Origin of the sequence: Streptomyces alkaliphilus (assembly GCF_014141535.1) — a bacterium.
GTDB classification, from domain to species: Bacteria; Actinomycetota; Actinomycetes; order Streptomycetales; family Streptomycetaceae; genus Streptomyces; species Streptomyces alkaliphilus.
Window position 1 is genome coordinate 1 of record NZ_VKHT01000034.1, and the last position, 15,093, is coordinate 15,093.

Below are 15,093 nucleotides of genomic sequence, written 5' to 3' on the forward strand. Positions count from 1 at the left end.
AAGAGAACACGGGACGGTGGGGGGACGGAAGAGGCGCGGGCGCCGGAAGAAGGGCTCCCGGCGCCCGTGAGGCGGATCGGTGTTCCGGCGTGCCCCCCGGGCGGTCGGGTCCGGTGGGGCGCCCGGAGCGGAACCGCTGTGAGCGTAGCGTGACATTCGGGTGGCGTTGCGCATATGGAGGGATAACGGGGATGCGCAGATACGTTCCGAACAACGCACTGTGGTGTGACTTACCTACCGTCCGGCGGTCTCCCGTTCGACCCCGGGGAGGTCCCGGATCCCTCACCCGTACCGCCCCGGAGGGGGGAACGGAACCACCGCCCGCGCACCTGTTCGGCGAAGCCCAGGGCTCTGAGTTCCAGGAGGCGTGCCAGGGTCTCGCGTTCCCCGGCGCACGCCCCCACCGCCACCCGGAGGGGCTCCGCGCCCGGCGGACCCGGCAGTGCCTCCAGAACCCGCTCCGCTTCGGGCGTGAGCACCCGACGGGGGACCAGGGGTTTCGCCGGCGGTTCCACCGCCGAACCGTCGGCCCGGGCCCCTCCACCGGCTCGGGTCCCCGTCTCCCCCATCGGTCCGACCAACTCGAGGATCTCCTCGACCCCTCCGACCAGCACCCCCTCCTCGCGGAGCAACCGGTGCACGCCCCGGGAGTGCGCGGAGAGAACCGACCCGGGCACGCCCGTTCCCAGGGGGAACCATTCGTTTCAGGATGTCGATTGCTGCCTGAACCACCGGCGCCGTCCGACGAGTTCGTCTGTCACCCGTCCCCGTTAAACTGACGCTCACTCTTATTCGAGCGGTGGGGACGGGGGGGCGAACCATGTCGGTCGCTTCTGACGATCAGGGCCCGAAGGTGGTATGGGAGAGGGTGACCGACCCCGCAGACCCCTTGTACGACATAGCCGGGGCCACGACATCCCATGAGGCGGTCTGGGCCAGCGGCAGCGTGCTTAGTAGCACCCTGGTCAGCAGCATTGGGAACCTGGCATCCGACGCCTTCCGAAAGGCCAAGGAGCGGACTCAGCAGTCACCCATGGCCGCCGACGGGCACAAGTTCTACTTCGACGTACTGCAGCAGTCGTACCGACACCACCACATCGCTTTCCGACTCAGCATGATCTTTTTCTCGGTCGGCGTAGCCGTGATCGTGGCCGGGGTGGTGTTGGGGTTCGTGATCCCGGGGGCGACCGGGGCCGTATCCATCGGGGGCGGCCTGATCCTGAGTGGGACCAGCGGGGCGTTCGCGGTGCACGCGAATCGGGCCCGAAAGGACCTGCTCGGCCGCTCCACGGAGGTCTACCAGGCGGTGGAACGCGACGCCTCGTTCCGCGACACCCTCAAAGCCATCGACGGGGTCGAGGACCCCGCTGTCCGGGATCGACTCAGAGCAACGCTGGCCGTGTGGCGGCTCGAATCGACCCCCGGGGCGACGAAAGCGACAATCGAGCCGCCCGGCACGGGGGACCGGCAACTCCCGGAGTAGCCCCGGAGAAGCCCTCTCGCGGCTTCTCCGGGGCTACGGGGCCCTACAGCCCCTCTGTGTCGCGAGAGCCCCCACGGAGGGGCTTCCCGGCCCACGGGCTGGGCTCGTAGCGCAGCGGCTGCCACCCCCGGGGCGCGGGCACCCGTCCGGAACCCCACGCCTGGTAACACTGCTGAAGCCACGCCTCGGCCGCGTGTTCATTCGACCACTCCAGCGGCAGCAGGTTGGGGTGATCGCTGGTGGCGTCATCGGGCAGGGTGCAGTACCCGTACATCACACGGTCGAAGATCACGAACTGTCGTGAGTCCCACGGCGATTTGGTGACGGAATAACGATTGGCCATGCGCACAGCGTATTGCTCAGGGCGCAATGGGCGTAAGCACTACAACAACACTCGTCGCCCGGTGCTCCCACCGGCCGGTGGACAGATCGGCCGAGACGATGAGCCGGGACAGCACCCCGACCGAGCCGGCGTGGTCGGAGGACCAGGCGCGGCCGAGGGCGTCGCGCAGCGCCTTTTCGACCTCTCGGGCCGCAGTTCTTTGGTCGGGGACCTCGGCCGACCCCACCACCGGCCCCGACAGCATGTTGAAAGCCCACTCGACCCTGATCACGGAAGTCAGGCTACGCGCCCGGTCGACTTCACATTGTGCGGTCGGAGTGTCTGACCCGGAAGCTCCGGAGAGGTCTCGGAGGGCCCGGTGGCCCTGGGCGGGCCGGGAGAGCCCCGGGCGGTACGAGAGACACTCCGAGACCCCTCCGGAGCCCGCGACGACGCCGTGCCGGGCCGGGAGACCGCCGGTGGCACACGGCAGCCGCAGCGGGCTTGCGGTTACAGCAAGTAATTGCGTAGCGCCATACCCCCGTGATTGGATGGGGGTATAGCAGGACGCACGGTCCCCCACCTTCGTGGGGTCGCGACTTCGTGAGCGCGACAGGACTAGGGGCTTGACCCAGACGGTCAAGATGAGCCCGGCCCGACAGGTTGGTCAGTGCGCCGAACTCCATTCACGCGAGTGAGGTGTACCCCGACGTGTCGGGCTTTTCTTTTGACCCCGTCGCCCTCCGCCGCATCCGCACCGATCGCGGCGTAAGCCAGAAGAAGCTTGGTGCGGCAACCGGCACCAGCCGCGTCCTGATTTCTCACTACGAGAACGGTCACTATCGGCCGTCGATCGCCACACTGGCCGCGATCGCCCACGCTCTCGACGTCCCCATGGACGATTTCATCAAGGCGGAGGTGGCGACGTGATCTCGAAGAATGCTCGCCCCATGGCCCCCGCCGAGCGTACCCGCCTGCTGCGTGTCCTTTTCGGCCCCGTTCCGAGGCCCGCGCAGGAACGCAGCTGACTCGAACATGGGTCGGCCCCCCGGTCTTCCACACCGGGGGGCCGAGTAAGGACGTTGACCGGGGATTGCCCGGGCCAACAGCGAGAAATTTACGCCAACGGGGAGCCACACCCCGAAAGGTAAATCGTGGACCCAATGACCGAGGTCGCGATGATCACAACGCCAACTGCCGAGGAGGCCGCTGTGTACGCCCCTATCAAAACATGCGAAATGTCCACCGCGCAAGTATCTTCTACTCTCCTCGAAGGGCTTGAGGACCCGCGCGGAGTTCTGCGTAATTCCCTGGTTCTCGCCGAAGCGGGCCACCCGATTCTGCCGTGCTACACAATCGACGGCCACGGCCGGTGCACCTGCTACGGCAAGGACAAGAAGACCGGTGAAGACTGCTGCAGCGGCAAGCACCCGATCAGGGACTACGCCCCTCACGGCCTCAAGGACGCCACCACGGATCGAGACACCATCGTGGGGTGGTTCAAGCAGCGCAGCGGCAAGATCAACTTCGCTTGGCGGCTTGACGGCCTCGGCGTGGTGGACATCGACACCAACGGCGGCAAGACCGGTCTTGCCGACGCCGAGGCGATGCAGGCCGCACACGGCCCTCTGTCGCCCACGCTGGTCATCCGCACCGGCCGGGGCGGTCTCCAGCACGTCTACGAGCTTCCCGCCGAAGTCGACACCGGGGGATACACCGACGAACTGGTGACCGGGTCGATCGACTTCAAGCGCGGAGCCGGTCACTACGTGATGGTGCCGGGTTCCAAGACTGCGGACGTGTACCGGATCGAGTCGGGCGACCTGCTCACCCGTGCCCCTCTCGACGGCTGGGTTCACGACCTCGCGCTCAAGCTCGGCTCCAAGAAGTCTGACAAGGGCGACCGCCCGTCCGCCGCCAAGTGGCCCAAGGACATCGCCGACGACGATCCGTGGTACCGGGCGCTGCTGCTGGACAGGACCCACCCCGCTCGCGGCAACACCACCATGGTGCGGGTGGTCGGCGGTATCGCCCACAGGGCGGTCCGCGACGGCTGGCCGTTCGAGATGGCGTTGGGCGTGGCGTACAACTACGAGGGTGCCTCCGACGACCCGCAGGACCGTGCCCTGATCGAGGACCGTCTCGCCCATTACTGGGCCGAAGAGGTCGCCAAGCAGCGCGCCGGTCTGGACGAGCGGTTCACCGAGATGACCGGGTACCTGGCGCCCCGCGAGGACGGCCACGGTCTGGCAACGCTGGTCGACAACCGGTTCGGCAAGCCGGAGGAGACGCCGTTCGGGGACTTCACAGTGACCGCGACCAGCGTGTACACCCGGGACGGAAACACGGTGTGGACGGTCGACCTCACCAACGCGCAGGGTCGCACGGCGCGTGATGTCGAGCTGCCTCACGAGGTGCTGGCGTCCACGGCCACTCTGCGGAGGTTCCTGCTCGGCCACCGGTGCCAGCTGCGGTTTTCGGCCGACCGAGACAAGCGGGGTTCGGCCGGTGTCCGCCTCCAAGCGCTCATGGAGTCGCAGAACCCGGCCGATTACCGAGTGGTCAGCCACCTGGGTTGGGACGACAAGGCACAGGCGTTCGTGACCTTCGAGGGCGCCATCACGGCCGACGGGGTCGACCCTGACGCTCAGGTGCGTCCCAGCCGCGAGCTGATCAGCCGCAACCTGGTCGACCATCGCTACGGGTTCCGCTCCGAAGAGGAGACCCGCGAGGTACTGCGCGAGGTGCTCACTCACCACGACGAGACCGTGACCTCGGTCATCGGCGCCTGGGGCATTGCCGCTGTCGCCAAGGGCCAGATCATGCGAGTCGCGTCGCAGTTTCCCATCCTGGCGGTGGAGGCACCGTCCGAGGCAGGTAAGTCGACCGGCTTTTCTGCCGAGTGGTACCAGCTGCTGGGCAACCGCAACAAGGAAGCGGGAATCGCGACGTCCGCCGCTCTGCGCGACGCCATGACCGCCCACCGGGGCGCACCGGTGCGGATCGACGACGCCGACACGGTGAGGCCGCTGCTGGAGAACCTGCGGCAGGCCACCGTGGAGGGCGAGGTTGTCAAGATGGGGGAGGACAAGCGCAGTTCGGTCCGGAGCAAGCTCGTCGCGCCGGTCTGGATCTCGGGCGAGGGCATCGCGGCGGTCCACGAGGAGAAGGCGATCCGAGACAGGTCGCTTCTGGTGACCATGCCGAGCCCCAAGGGCCGCATGTCGTTGAAGGACCCGACCCGCCCCCAGTGGGACGACATCATGGAACTCGGGGCGAAGTACCCGGACGGCCTGTCGGTGTTCGCCGGAACGCTCGTCCGGCTGGTGCTGCGACACGCACCGGCCCGGATCGCCGAGTTCACCAAGATGCGGAACGGCTCGGGCCGTCACGCCGACAAGATGGCCACGCTGCGGGTCGGGGCGCGCATCCTCGCCGACATCACCGGCGACGAATCGCACGTCGAACGGGTGGATGCCTGGGTCTCCGAGCAGGTGGACACCGGGGCCGAGAACGCCCTGACGCTCAAGGTGATCCCGGCTGCCGTTCGAGCGGTGGGCACCCCGGAGGTCCCGGTGAGGGTCAACCAGGCTCCCCACTACGGCATCGAATCGCCGATCGTGTATCGCCCGGCCCCGGGCGGTGAGCAGGCCGCGTTGTGGGTCGAGATCGGCCGTCTCGCCCAGTGGTGGAGCAAGCACAACAACGGCAAGGTGTCGGAGCGGACGGAAACCGAGGCCGCGATGCGAGAGCAGGCAAAGGCGCTCGGGATGAAAGGCACCAAGGCCGGTGAACGCGGCGTAGACTGGGCGCAGTTCAACGTGGACAAGCGCACCACGGGCGGCAAGCAGACGAAGATTGCTTACCAGCGGGTGCCCGATCGGATTGCGGCGAAGCTCCTTGACGGCCTGGGCACGGAAATCGTGGAGGGCGAACCCCGGGACCCCAGGAGGCTGACCGCTTCGGAAATCGAGGCTGTTAACCGGGCCTGAGGGACTGGAAACCCCAGGGGGCTCCCGGGGAAACCCCAGGGGGTTTCCCCGGCGGTCGGCGGGGGTTTCCTCGTGCCGGAGAAGCAAGTAAGAGTCGACGCTGACCACACGAGGAAACCCCCCGAGCCCCAGAGGAAACCCCTCCGAGTACCCAGAGGAAACCGGGGGGGTTTCCATGCTCCGTGGCCGGTCAGAGCACATGAGAGACCCAGAGGAAACCAGGAAACCATATGTGAAGAAAGACAAAAAATCCGGAGAAGGGGGTGTGGTGCGTGTAGTGCGCGCTGCGGGTGGGCGTCTCTTCCGGAGGGGGTTTCCTGGTTTCCTCGCCTGCCGAATCGGTAAAACGAACACCACGAAAGAGGTTCAGGAGTGAGCGATCTGTTGAGGCGGGCCATTGCGGTGTTCGGCCAGGCGAACGGCGTACCGGACTGGCCGTACGGGCTGAGTGTCCCCCCGCACCAGTGGCGGGAGGAGAACCCCGAGCGGTGGGAACGTGACCGTGCCGAAAGGCGGATCGCCCAGCGCGTGATTGTCGAGTGGGCCGAGCACTACGGCTTCAAGAGGTCCCACAAGGCTTGCTGCCCCCAGTGGCTCCAACGCAAGGTCAGCCAGCGGTGCCGGGGCGGCAGGTGCACGCACTGGGGTGCGGGTGACAGCACTCCCGACAGCCGGTGGCTCGACCACACGATCGGTTGGCTGCTGAACGGCAAGCCGGTGGCCGTCACCTCGGCCCCGTACGGACTCCTGGACGAGGACCGGGACCGGATGGCTTGGTGGCAGGCTCAGGACGACCGACTGCGGGTGGTCACAGGCGGCTCGGGTTGGTACGGCCACGACACGACGCAGGTCATCGTGTGGCGCACCGACCTCGTTCCGGTGATCGAACCGGCCGAGGACGTCCGGCACGGCTTCGCCGACACCGGCGGCTGAGGCTCCCGGCAGCCCTCCCGCGACCTCTCCAGCCCGCCCCGGCCCTCTGTGGCCGGGGCGGGCTCTCGTGTTCTCCGGTACCCCGTCCCGGGCTCCGGGGGGCCTTCTCCCCGGGAGGGCCGGGCTGTCCGGAGCACCACCGCCGCGCAGTCCCTCCCCAGAAATACTTGACAAAAGCGCAAAAATTGTGCCGCCGCCCCCGGCGTGTTTTTCTGGAAATATCCAGCTGGAAATATCCAGCCGGGTACACGAAAGGGGGAAAGGTGTCCTTTGCTGGAAACAGGCTGAGGGAGATCCGGAAAGCCAGAGGGTTTTCACAGGAGCAGTTGGCCGCCGAGCTGGGTGTGCGGCCGGCTTACGTCAGCAAATGGGAGCGCGGAGTTTCCGCCCCGAACGGAACCAACACCGTCAAGCTGCTCCGGGCTCTCGGGTGCGAACTGGAGGAGGTGAGCCGGTGCCCCGCCGGTCGCGATTGATACCGGCTCCACCCGGCCGCTGGTGGGTCAGCGAGCGCACACCCCGAGGGACCCGGGTCCGAGAGGTGACCCATTTCTTGGAAGAGCCCTGCGGAACACGCACCCCGGTGGTTCACAGCCCGGAACTGGGCGCCGAGGTGGTGGCGGGTTCGGGCCCCGTACTCGAATTGAATCGTCAGGTCGAGGGGGTCGTGCGACTCCTGTCGGAGGCTCTGCGCCAGGTCTGCGCGCTTTCTCCGGGGGAGTTGATGAAGCTCACGGAAGAGCAGTTCGAGTCCCTGATGCGCGGGGTCCCGATCGACCCCTACGAGATCGAAACACTGAAAGGAATCAGCCGATGACCGACGACCGGGCTTTCCGCCAGCGGGCCGGGAACATCAACGTCCAACTTCTCCGGGTCCGGGAGGGGGCCAGCCCCAGCGAGGTCACCCGCCAATTCGCGAAGTCGGGAGACTTCGACGAGGGGGGCCTCACCGAGCTGCGCCAGGTCTGCGACCAGATCCGAGCCCTGGCGCAGGAGGACAGGGTCCAGGAGGCCACCGCCCTGGTGTCGGAAGCGTCGACCCGCCTGGCCAGGCGCCCGGCGGCGCCCCGGCAGAAGTTGTCCCGTGAAGGGGTCTTCGCGCAGGTCACCAAGGGGAGTTGGGCGGACGCGACGAGCGGCAGCCCGGTGGTCCCCGCCCACGGCGCCAGGCGCCGCCCCAAGCTGCCCCGGCGTCAGTGACGGAAGAGCGGACATGAAGCGGCCCCCCGCTCGACCCAACAAGACCTGCGGGGGGCCACCAGACCTACACGGACAAGGAAATCACACCATGAACGGCACGGAAAAGGCACGGCAGACGTTGCGGTCGATGGCCGAGGAGCAGCGCGCGGCCAAGGCCGCGAAGGCAGCCAAGCGGGCCGAGGTGCGGGGGAGGACACCCCTCGCGCTGGCCTACCTGATGATGGCGGCCACCTTCGCTGTCGCAGCATGGTCGGCCTACCACCTGGTGGCCGCCATTCCGGGCGTTCCGACTCTGTACGCGGTGCTTGCGTTCGCGGCGGTCGAGGGCGCGTGGGTGGTCTGCACGGTGCTGATGGTGATGTGGCAGAACGACGTCGCGAAGCTCTACCGGTTCAACAAGGCGAACAACCTCGCCAAGAAGATCTACTGGGTTTCGCTCGCACTGAACTTCGCCCACGGGTTCGTGCTGGTGGGTGACGTGATCGGCGGAGCGCTGGCGGGTCTGGTGCTGTGCATCTTCCCGTACGTCTTCAAGGAGCTGTTCGGCGTCACGGTCGCCAACCGGGTGGAGGAGCTGCGCCACCTCGGGCTCGGCGACGTGCTGGCCGAGCAGTACAAGGTGAGTGCGCTCGCCCGGTTCCACGAGCACGAGCAGCCCCCGAGCAGGGGCGAGCACCACCCCGAGCAGCTCGCGAGCAGCCCCGAGCACACCGCGAGCAGCGAGCACGAGCACCCGAGCAGCCCCGAGCAGCCTGCTCGCCCTCTGCTCGTTCCGGTCGAGCAGCCCGCGAGCACACCCCCCGTGACCGGCCACGAGCAGCCGAGCAAGCCGCTCGCGAGCGCGAGCACCGCGCCGAGCATGGCCGAGCTTGCTCGCGAGCTGCTCGCCCAGGGAGCGAGCAAGGACGTTGCCGCTGCTCGTATCCAGGAGGCCATCCCGACCGCCAAGGCGGCCAGCGTGAAGGCCGAGATCCGGCGGCAGGCCCGGAAGCTGGAGCAGCAGGCCAGCGGGCCGTACCTGTAGCCCCCCGCCGGGCCGGGAGGACGCCACGGAGCGGCTCCCGGCCCGGCCCCGGGCACCAGGCCCGGCGGCGCCCCGAGAGGTCGCGGGAGGGCTGCCGGGAGCCGCACACAACGAAGCCCGGTTCCGTCACGACGCCAATCAAGCCGGAACCGGGCTTCATCTCTGTAAGCCACGTATCGAGGGCTCACTTGCTCCCCAGAAAAGCAGCAGGAGCGGGTGGCCGGGAAGGGTCTGTAATGACCGCCACAGGAACCAAGCCGTTCAAAGTCCAGATCAAGACCAGGGACGGCCGGACCAAGCAATTCAAGGCTGCTCACACCCACGACACAAAAGCGAAGCGCCGAGCGGGTCTGACGAGCGCCGGAAAGCCGCAGCAGACGGTTCCGAAAACCGGCCGGAACCGGTGGTGGGCCCGCCCCCGGGTGGTCGTCGTGGGGAACTCACTGACACTCGTCACCGCTGGTGTCATAACGGTGTACACGAAGTACGGCCCGGTGGCTTGCGTGGTTGTTCTGGTGGTCGCCTCGTGGGGGGTTTGCAAGGTGTTCCCCGTGATCGTGCGGGCACTGGAGATGGCAGCCCGCGCCCGGTCCGCCGTTCGCCGGATCAAGGGACGCGGAGAGGATTCGGTTCCGGGCCAGCTGGCCGGGGTCCGCGTCCCGAGCGACCGGGTGAGACTGTCAGAGAATGACGACGAGTAATTGTGGCAGCCACATGTGATTGTGGCAGAGGCCCCCACCACACCCCCCGTGCCCGGGCACGGGGGGTGTGGCCATATGTGGCAGTCACAATCACATGTGGCTGCCACAATTACCGGTCGTTATTCCCGGTGGGGCGGAATGGGGTGGCGAAACGGGAGTGCTCGGACCCGTTTCGTACAGCGACTTGTGTCACGGGAAAACCCCATGATGAAATTAAATCCGCCACGAGGAAATTCTCGTCGGGAATTGACGCGCTGTGGCCGGGCGGTGATGCCCCACCACCCGGCCACGATCCGAAGACTTGGGAGCCATTCGGTATGAACAATGAAATCACGGCCACCCCCCGCGCCGCGATCTACGAACGGGTGTCCACCGAGGAGCAGGTCAGCGGTTACGGGCTGGACGTCCAGGACAACGCCTGCCGGGCGTACGTGGAGGCCAAGGGCTGGACGCTGGTGGGCGTCTACCCCGACGAAGGGGTGTCCGGGTCGCTGACCTCGCGCCCCGCATTCGACCGGCTTATGGAAGAGGTCAAGGCCGGGCGGGTGGACGTCGTGGTCGTCCACAAGTTCGACAGGGTGGGCCGCACCGGTCGGGCGTTCTGGCGGTGGGTGTGGCAGCTCGAAGACATGGAAACCGGGCTGGTCTCGGTCACCCAGGAGATCGACACCACCACCAACGGCAAGCTGATGTTGCAGCAGTTCGCGGCGTTCGCGGAATTTGAGTACAACCTCATCCGCGAACGCACCCAGGCCGGGTTGCAGATCAAGGCGACCCAGGGTGGCTGGACGGGGGGCCAGCCGCCGTACGGCTGGCGGATCGAGGGCAAGGGAATGCGGGGCTCCCGGCTGGTTGTCGACCCCGACGAGCGGCGGGTGCTGCGGCAGATCTGGACGATGCTGGTGCAGGACCGGCTGACCCTGCGGCAGACCGCCGCCCGGCTGAATGCCACCGGCACCTACACCCGGATGGGCAGGCCGTGGTCCCACCAGAATCTGCGGAACAAGCTCAAGTCGGACGCGGTGATGAACGCCCGGGTCGTGTTCCGCAACCCCGACCGGGCCCACACCGGCCACGGCGCCCGGCTCAAGCGCGACGGCACTCCGTTGTACGGAGCCCCCGTGACCATCCCGCTGGAGCCGATATTCACCCCCGAAGAGGTGTCCGCGCTGCGCCACGCCTTGGGCCTGCGCTACCAGATCCAGACGCGCGACCGTTCCCGCAGCTACCCCCTGTCGAAGCGCGTCTTCGGTCTGTGCGGTGCCTACTACACCGGGCTCAACAAACACGGTCGCGACGGCCGGTGGTACCGGTGCACCGGACGCAACGAGAGGTACGTGGGAGCGGACGTCTGCAGCTGTGACGTCGTGGACGCCGACACGCTGGAGGCAGCGGTCTGGGCGGAGGTCATCCAGCTGCTCGGTGACCCCGACCGGCTCAAGGCCATGGCTGCCGAGTGGGTGGGGCTGTCGATGGACGGCCACGTGAACTACGCCGCCCGGGTCGCGGATCTCGACCGCCAGATCGCGGAACGACAGCAGGCGATGACCACCACCATTACGGAGTACGCCAAGGCGGGGCTCCCCGTGGTCGCGGTGGAAGCGGCCACCCGCGCGCTCGTCGAAGAGGTGGAGCAGCTGCAGGCGATGAGGGCCGAGGCCGAGGCGTGGCAGGCGGAGTCGGAGACCGCCGCCGCTCGTGCACGGGACCTCGAAGAACTGGCCGGAGTGGCACGCGCACGACTGCACGACATGGCCCCCGCCGAGAAGGCGGAGGTGCTGGCGCTGCTGGACGTGCGGGTCACGATCACCGGCCCGGTGCCCAGGCCCAGACTCGGAAAGCCGTGCACGCTGGCGCAGTGGTTCCGGTCGGCCGAACGCCCGGTGCCGGGGGTGCTCACCGACGAGCAGTGGAGCGCGATAGAGCCGATCGTCAAGGAGTGGGAGCCGCCGAATCACAGGCTGGTGCCCGGCCGGGCCGTGGTGGACGCGATTCTGACCAAGGCCCGGACCGGCTGCCGGTGGCAGGACCTCAAGACGGTGGGGTCGGGCAAGACGGCCCACCGGCGGTTCTCCCTATGGCTCGAAGATGGTCGCTGGGAGCGCATCATGGCCCTGTTGCCCCGAGAGGGGACCCCGCTGCCGGGGACGAGTCGACTGCCGTCGTTGCGGATCGAGGGCCGGGTGGACCCCCGGATGATGTCCTCGGACGAAGCAGGGTCCGGGGAACGGGTCTCGGCACGCCCATCACGGCGCGTCCGACGTCCGCGGCCCGACGTGCCGTGGACAAGGCCCCGCTGCGCACGGCGGCCTCGACCACGACCGTTCCGCGGGTGAGCGCCGCCAGCACGCGGTTGCGGGTCAGGAAACGCCCCCGGGTGGGACGCCACCCCGGCGGCAACTCGGCCACCACCAGGCCCTGTTCCGCGATCCGGCGCAACAGGTCGGCGTGTGGGGCCGGATAGGGCACGTCCACCCCGCAGGCCAACACCGCGACCGTCGCCCCGCCCACCGCCAACGCGCCCCGATGGGCGGCGCCGTCGATGCCGAGGGCTCCCCCGGAGACCACCGTCCATCCCCGATCGGCCAGCCCGGCTCCCAGTTCAGCCGCCACATGGGCCCCGTAATCGGTGCAGGCCCGGGAGCCGACCACCGCGACCGAACGGACCGCCAACAGCCGCAGGGAGGGTCCCCCGCGGATCCACAGGCCCACCGGCCGAACGTCGCCCAGATCGTCCAGTTGCGCCGGCCATTCGGCATCCCCGGGGCAGACGAACCGGATTCCCGACTTCTCCGCGGCCCACATGTCGCGTTCGGGCCGGGCCTCGCGCCACCTCAGTCGCAACCCCGCCCAACGTTCCGCGCCCACGCCCGGCGGCGGCCGGTTCGCCCGCAGATCGGCGCACACGCCCACCGCTCCCACGTCGGCCAGCCGTCGGCCGAGCGCGGCGTCTCCCGGCTCGATCACCCGGGACAGCCGGATCCGGGCCAGGCGCTCCTCCTCCGAAGCCCGCCCCCGGTCCGACGCCGGAGCCGTGCCCGCCGAACCGTCGTCGAGGAGCTCCCCTTCCCCTCCGGGAGCGATCGCCCCGCTCACGTCGGACCACCCGGGAAACCGGCGCCACGGGGCACCCCGGTGCGCAGCGCCAAAGCGGTGTCCACGTCCTGCGGTGAGGGACGATCCCGCCCCGCCAGGTCGGCCACCGTCCACGCCACCCGCAGCACCCGGTCGAGCCCCCGGGCGGTGAGAACACCGCGCTCCAGGTCCCGCTCCGCCCGCTCCAACGCGGCGGGCCCGGGGGACCACCGCCCCCGCAACTCATGGCCGGGCACCTCGCCGTTCACCCGCCACGGGGTGTCCCGGAACCGTCGCTGCGCCCGCTCCCGTGCCTCCACCACACGCCGGGCGACCACCGCGGTGGACTCCCCGGCCTCCGGTCCGGCCAGCAGTTCCGCCCGACCGACGGGTTCCACCGGCACCCGCAGATCCACGCGGTCCATCAACGGCCCCGACAACCGGGCCCGGTAGCGACGCACCACGGCCGGGGGGCACTCGCATTCACCGGCGGTGGTGCCGTGTCGTCCGCACGGGCACGGATTGGCGGCCATCACCAGGAGGAACCGGGCGGGCAGCGTCATCATCCCCGCCGAGCGGGCGATCACGACCCGTCCGGACTCCAGGGGCTGCCGCAGGGCGTCCAACACACGGCCGCTCATCTCCGCCGCCTCGTCGACGAAGAGCACGCCGCGGTGGGCCAGGGAAACCGCCCCGGGACGGGGGAGACCGGTCCCGCCACCCACCAGGGCGGCCATCGAGGCCGAGTGGTGCGGGGCGCAGTACGGCGGACGCTCCATCAGGGGCTTGTCCTCCGGCAGTGATCCGTCGATGGAGTGCACCGCCGTGACCTCGAGGGATTCACGGCGGGTCAACGGCGGAAGCAACCCCGGCAACCGCTCGGCGAGCATCGTCTTGCCGGCACCGGGGGCACCGCGCAGGAAGAGGTGGTGACATCCGGCGGCCGCCACCTCCAGGGCGCGCCGGGCCACCCGCTGCCCGGCCACGTCGGCCAGGTCCGGCTGTCGCTCGTCCGTCGGTGCCCCGGGCCCGGGGGCCGGTTTCCCCGGAGGTTGGTCCGGTTCCTCCTCCGGAACCGGCTCACCGTTCAGCACCGCGATCAATTGGCGCAGGCTGCGCACCCCGAGCACCGCCGTCTCCGGTACCAGCGCCGCCTCCGTCGCCGTTGCCTCGGCCACCACCACCCGTCGGTACCCCGCGGCGGCCGCGGCCAGGGTCGCGGGCAACACCCCGCGCACCGGACGCACCCGACCGTCCAACCCCAGCTCACCGAACATGACGAGGTCGTCCACGGCGGCCGGATCCACCCGCTCGGCCGCCGCGAGCACCCCGGCGGCGATCGCCAGGTCGAACCCGCTCCCCGATTTGGGAACCGTCGCCGGGCTGAGCCCCACGGTGAGTTTGCGTTGCGGCCAGGGGACGCCCGAGTTGACCACCGCCGAGCGCACCCGCTCACGGCTCTCGCTCAGGGATTTGTCGGCCAGACCGACCAGCGTGAACGCGGGGACACCGGCCTCCAGGTCCGCCTGGACCTCCACCACCACCCCCTCCACGCCCTGCAGGGCCACCGATCGGGTACGGGCGAACGCCATCACGCCACCCCTCGCACGTGCTCCAACACCGGAGCCCCGCGGCGCGGAATGAGCACCCCGATCAGATCCAGACGGACACCGCCCGGCGGGGGAGCGCCGTGGTCGGGCAGCCAGCGTTCCGCCATCCACCGCTCCGCCAGGCCGCGCAGGCGGGCGGCTTGGCGACGGCCCAACCCCGCCAGGGGCACCTGGAAGCCCCCGGCCCTGCGGGTTTTCACCTCGCAGATCACCAGGGTGCCCGGGGCCCGGGGGCCCTCCTCCGGTTCGAGGGCCACGATGTCGATCTCACCCCACCGGCACCGCCAGTTCCGTTCCAGTACCCGTGCCCCGGTCACCGTCAACCGTCGTGCCGCCACGTTCTCGCCGTATCGGCCGATCGCCCTGCGTCGGTCCACTCCGATCACCTTCCCGCTGTTTCCGTGAGCCGCCTGGGACCGTTCCGGCGTCCGTCGGTGGGCACGGGGGGCTCCCCGCCCCCGTCGTCCGGGTCGCGGGACGCGGTCACGGTGCCGTCGCACGGCGATGTGTGCCGGCGGCGCGGTCGTTCCTGTGGACGGATCGGGGGATGTGGAGAACTCCGCCACTCCTTTGGGTGAACCAGCTGTCATCGGCGTGCCGACCGATCCTCCTCGGTGTCCACCACGTGGGCTCCCGGGGGGAGAGAAGGCCACAGAAGGCTCCGGGTGGCCGGGGATCGCGTCGGTGGGGACGGTGGAGCGGCAGGGGGCGACACGGCGGGGAATGACGGCGGTCAGGAGGACGGAGGGAGGC

Annotated in this window: 15 protein-coding genes and 1 pseudogene; 10 read left to right on the top strand and 6 right to left on the bottom strand. The window is 69.2% G+C overall.

What is annotated here, in order from left to right; genetic code table 11:
- Nucleotides 1-230: 230 nt before the first annotated feature.
- Complete coding sequence (locus tag FNQ90_RS02435; protein ID WP_182604723.1) at nt 231-677, bottom strand: hypothetical protein; 447 nt, start codon at nt 675-677, stop codon at nt 231-233.
- Between the two features lie 269 nt (nt 678-946).
- On the opposite strand from FNQ90_RS02435, the gene FNQ90_RS02440 reads away from it, so the two are divergent.
- Nucleotides 947-1,483, top strand: coding sequence for a TRADD-N-associated membrane domain-containing protein (locus tag FNQ90_RS02440; protein WP_182604724.1), 537 nt, complete (start codon nt 947-949; stop codon nt 1,481-1,483).
- Between the two features lie 43 nt (nt 1,484-1,526).
- Here the strand turns inward: FNQ90_RS02440 and FNQ90_RS02445 are convergent, their stop codons facing one another.
- Both FNQ90_RS02445 and FNQ90_RS02450 read right to left on the bottom strand, forming a co-directional pair.
- Nucleotides 1,527-1,826 carry a hypothetical protein gene (locus FNQ90_RS02445; RefSeq protein WP_182604725.1) on the bottom strand — a complete coding sequence of 100 codons (300 nt, stop codon included), beginning with the start codon at nt 1,824-1,826 and terminating at the stop codon, nt 1,527-1,529.
- Nucleotides 1,827-1,842: 16 nt separating this feature from the next.
- Nucleotides 1,843-2,097, bottom strand: coding sequence for a hypothetical protein (locus FNQ90_RS02450; protein ID WP_182604726.1), 255 nt, complete (start codon nt 2,095-2,097; stop codon nt 1,843-1,845).
- A gap of 419 nt (nt 2,098-2,516) precedes the next feature.
- On the opposite strand from FNQ90_RS02450, the gene FNQ90_RS02455 reads away from it, so the two are divergent.
- The 9 genes from FNQ90_RS02455 to FNQ90_RS02495 all read left to right on the top strand — a co-directional run bounded on the left by FNQ90_RS02455 (nt 2,517) and on the right by FNQ90_RS02495 (nt 11,991).
- Nucleotides 2,517-2,735 carry a helix-turn-helix domain-containing protein gene (locus FNQ90_RS02455; protein ID WP_182604727.1) on the top strand — a complete coding sequence of 73 codons (219 nt, stop codon included), beginning with the start codon at nt 2,517-2,519 and terminating at the stop codon, nt 2,733-2,735.
- 308 nt (nt 2,736-3,043) lie between these two features.
- Nucleotides 3,044-5,797, top strand: coding sequence for a bifunctional DNA primase/polymerase (locus FNQ90_RS02460; RefSeq protein ID WP_228470802.1), 2,754 nt, complete (start codon nt 3,044-3,046; stop codon nt 5,795-5,797).
- 372 nt (nt 5,798-6,169) lie between these two features.
- Nucleotides 6,170-6,730: a hypothetical protein gene (locus tag FNQ90_RS02465; protein ID WP_182604729.1), complete on the top strand. Its 561-nt coding sequence runs from the start codon at nt 6,170-6,172 to the stop codon at nt 6,728-6,730.
- Between the two features lie 263 nt (nt 6,731-6,993).
- A complete protein-coding gene (locus FNQ90_RS28620; RefSeq protein ID WP_182604730.1) occupies nt 6,994-7,206 on the top strand; it encodes a helix-turn-helix domain-containing protein in 213 nt (70 codons plus the stop codon).
- 107 nt (nt 7,207-7,313) lie between these two features.
- Nucleotides 7,314-7,547: a hypothetical protein gene (locus FNQ90_RS02475; protein WP_182604731.1), complete on the top strand. Its 234-nt coding sequence runs from the start codon at nt 7,314-7,316 to the stop codon at nt 7,545-7,547.
- Nucleotides 7,544-7,930 (top strand): hypothetical protein, encoded by a 387-nt coding sequence (locus tag FNQ90_RS02480; protein ID WP_182604732.1) that lies wholly within the window; start codon nt 7,544-7,546, stop codon nt 7,928-7,930. The genes FNQ90_RS02475 and FNQ90_RS02480 overlap by 4 nt, the downstream gene beginning before the upstream one ends.
- 88 nt (nt 7,931-8,018) lie before the next feature.
- Nucleotides 8,019-8,954, top strand: coding sequence for a hypothetical protein (locus tag FNQ90_RS02485; RefSeq protein WP_182604733.1), 936 nt, complete (start codon nt 8,019-8,021; stop codon nt 8,952-8,954).
- A gap of 236 nt (nt 8,955-9,190) precedes the next feature.
- On the top strand, nt 9,191-9,655 hold the full coding sequence (locus tag FNQ90_RS02490; RefSeq protein ID WP_182604734.1) for a hypothetical protein: 465 nt from the start codon (nt 9,191-9,193) through the stop codon (nt 9,653-9,655).
- Between the two features lie 317 nt (nt 9,656-9,972).
- Nucleotides 9,973-11,991, top strand: a complete 2,019-nt coding sequence (locus FNQ90_RS02495) for a recombinase family protein (protein WP_182604735.1) — start codon at nt 9,973-9,975, stop codon at nt 11,989-11,991.
- Here FNQ90_RS02495 and dprA read toward each other — a convergent pair.
- The 3 genes and pseudogenes from dprA to FNQ90_RS26960 form a co-directional block, all read right to left on the bottom strand.
- Nucleotides 11,882-12,739, bottom strand: a pseudogene (gene dprA / locus FNQ90_RS26955) (DNA-processing protein DprA); the annotation flags it as partial. The gene FNQ90_RS02495 and the pseudogene dprA overlap by 110 nt on opposite strands.
- A gap of 8 nt (nt 12,740-12,747) precedes the next feature.
- On the bottom strand, nt 12,748-14,322 hold the full coding sequence (locus FNQ90_RS02500; RefSeq protein ID WP_182604736.1) for a YifB family Mg chelatase-like AAA ATPase: 1,575 nt from the start codon (nt 14,320-14,322) through the stop codon (nt 12,748-12,750).
- Entirely contained in the window at nt 14,322-14,717 is a 396-nt protein-coding gene (locus FNQ90_RS26960; RefSeq protein ID WP_323379744.1) for a YraN family protein, read from the bottom strand. Before FNQ90_RS26960 ends, FNQ90_RS02500 begins: the two co-directional genes overlap by 1 nt.
- Nucleotides 14,718-15,093 lie beyond the last annotated feature (376 nt).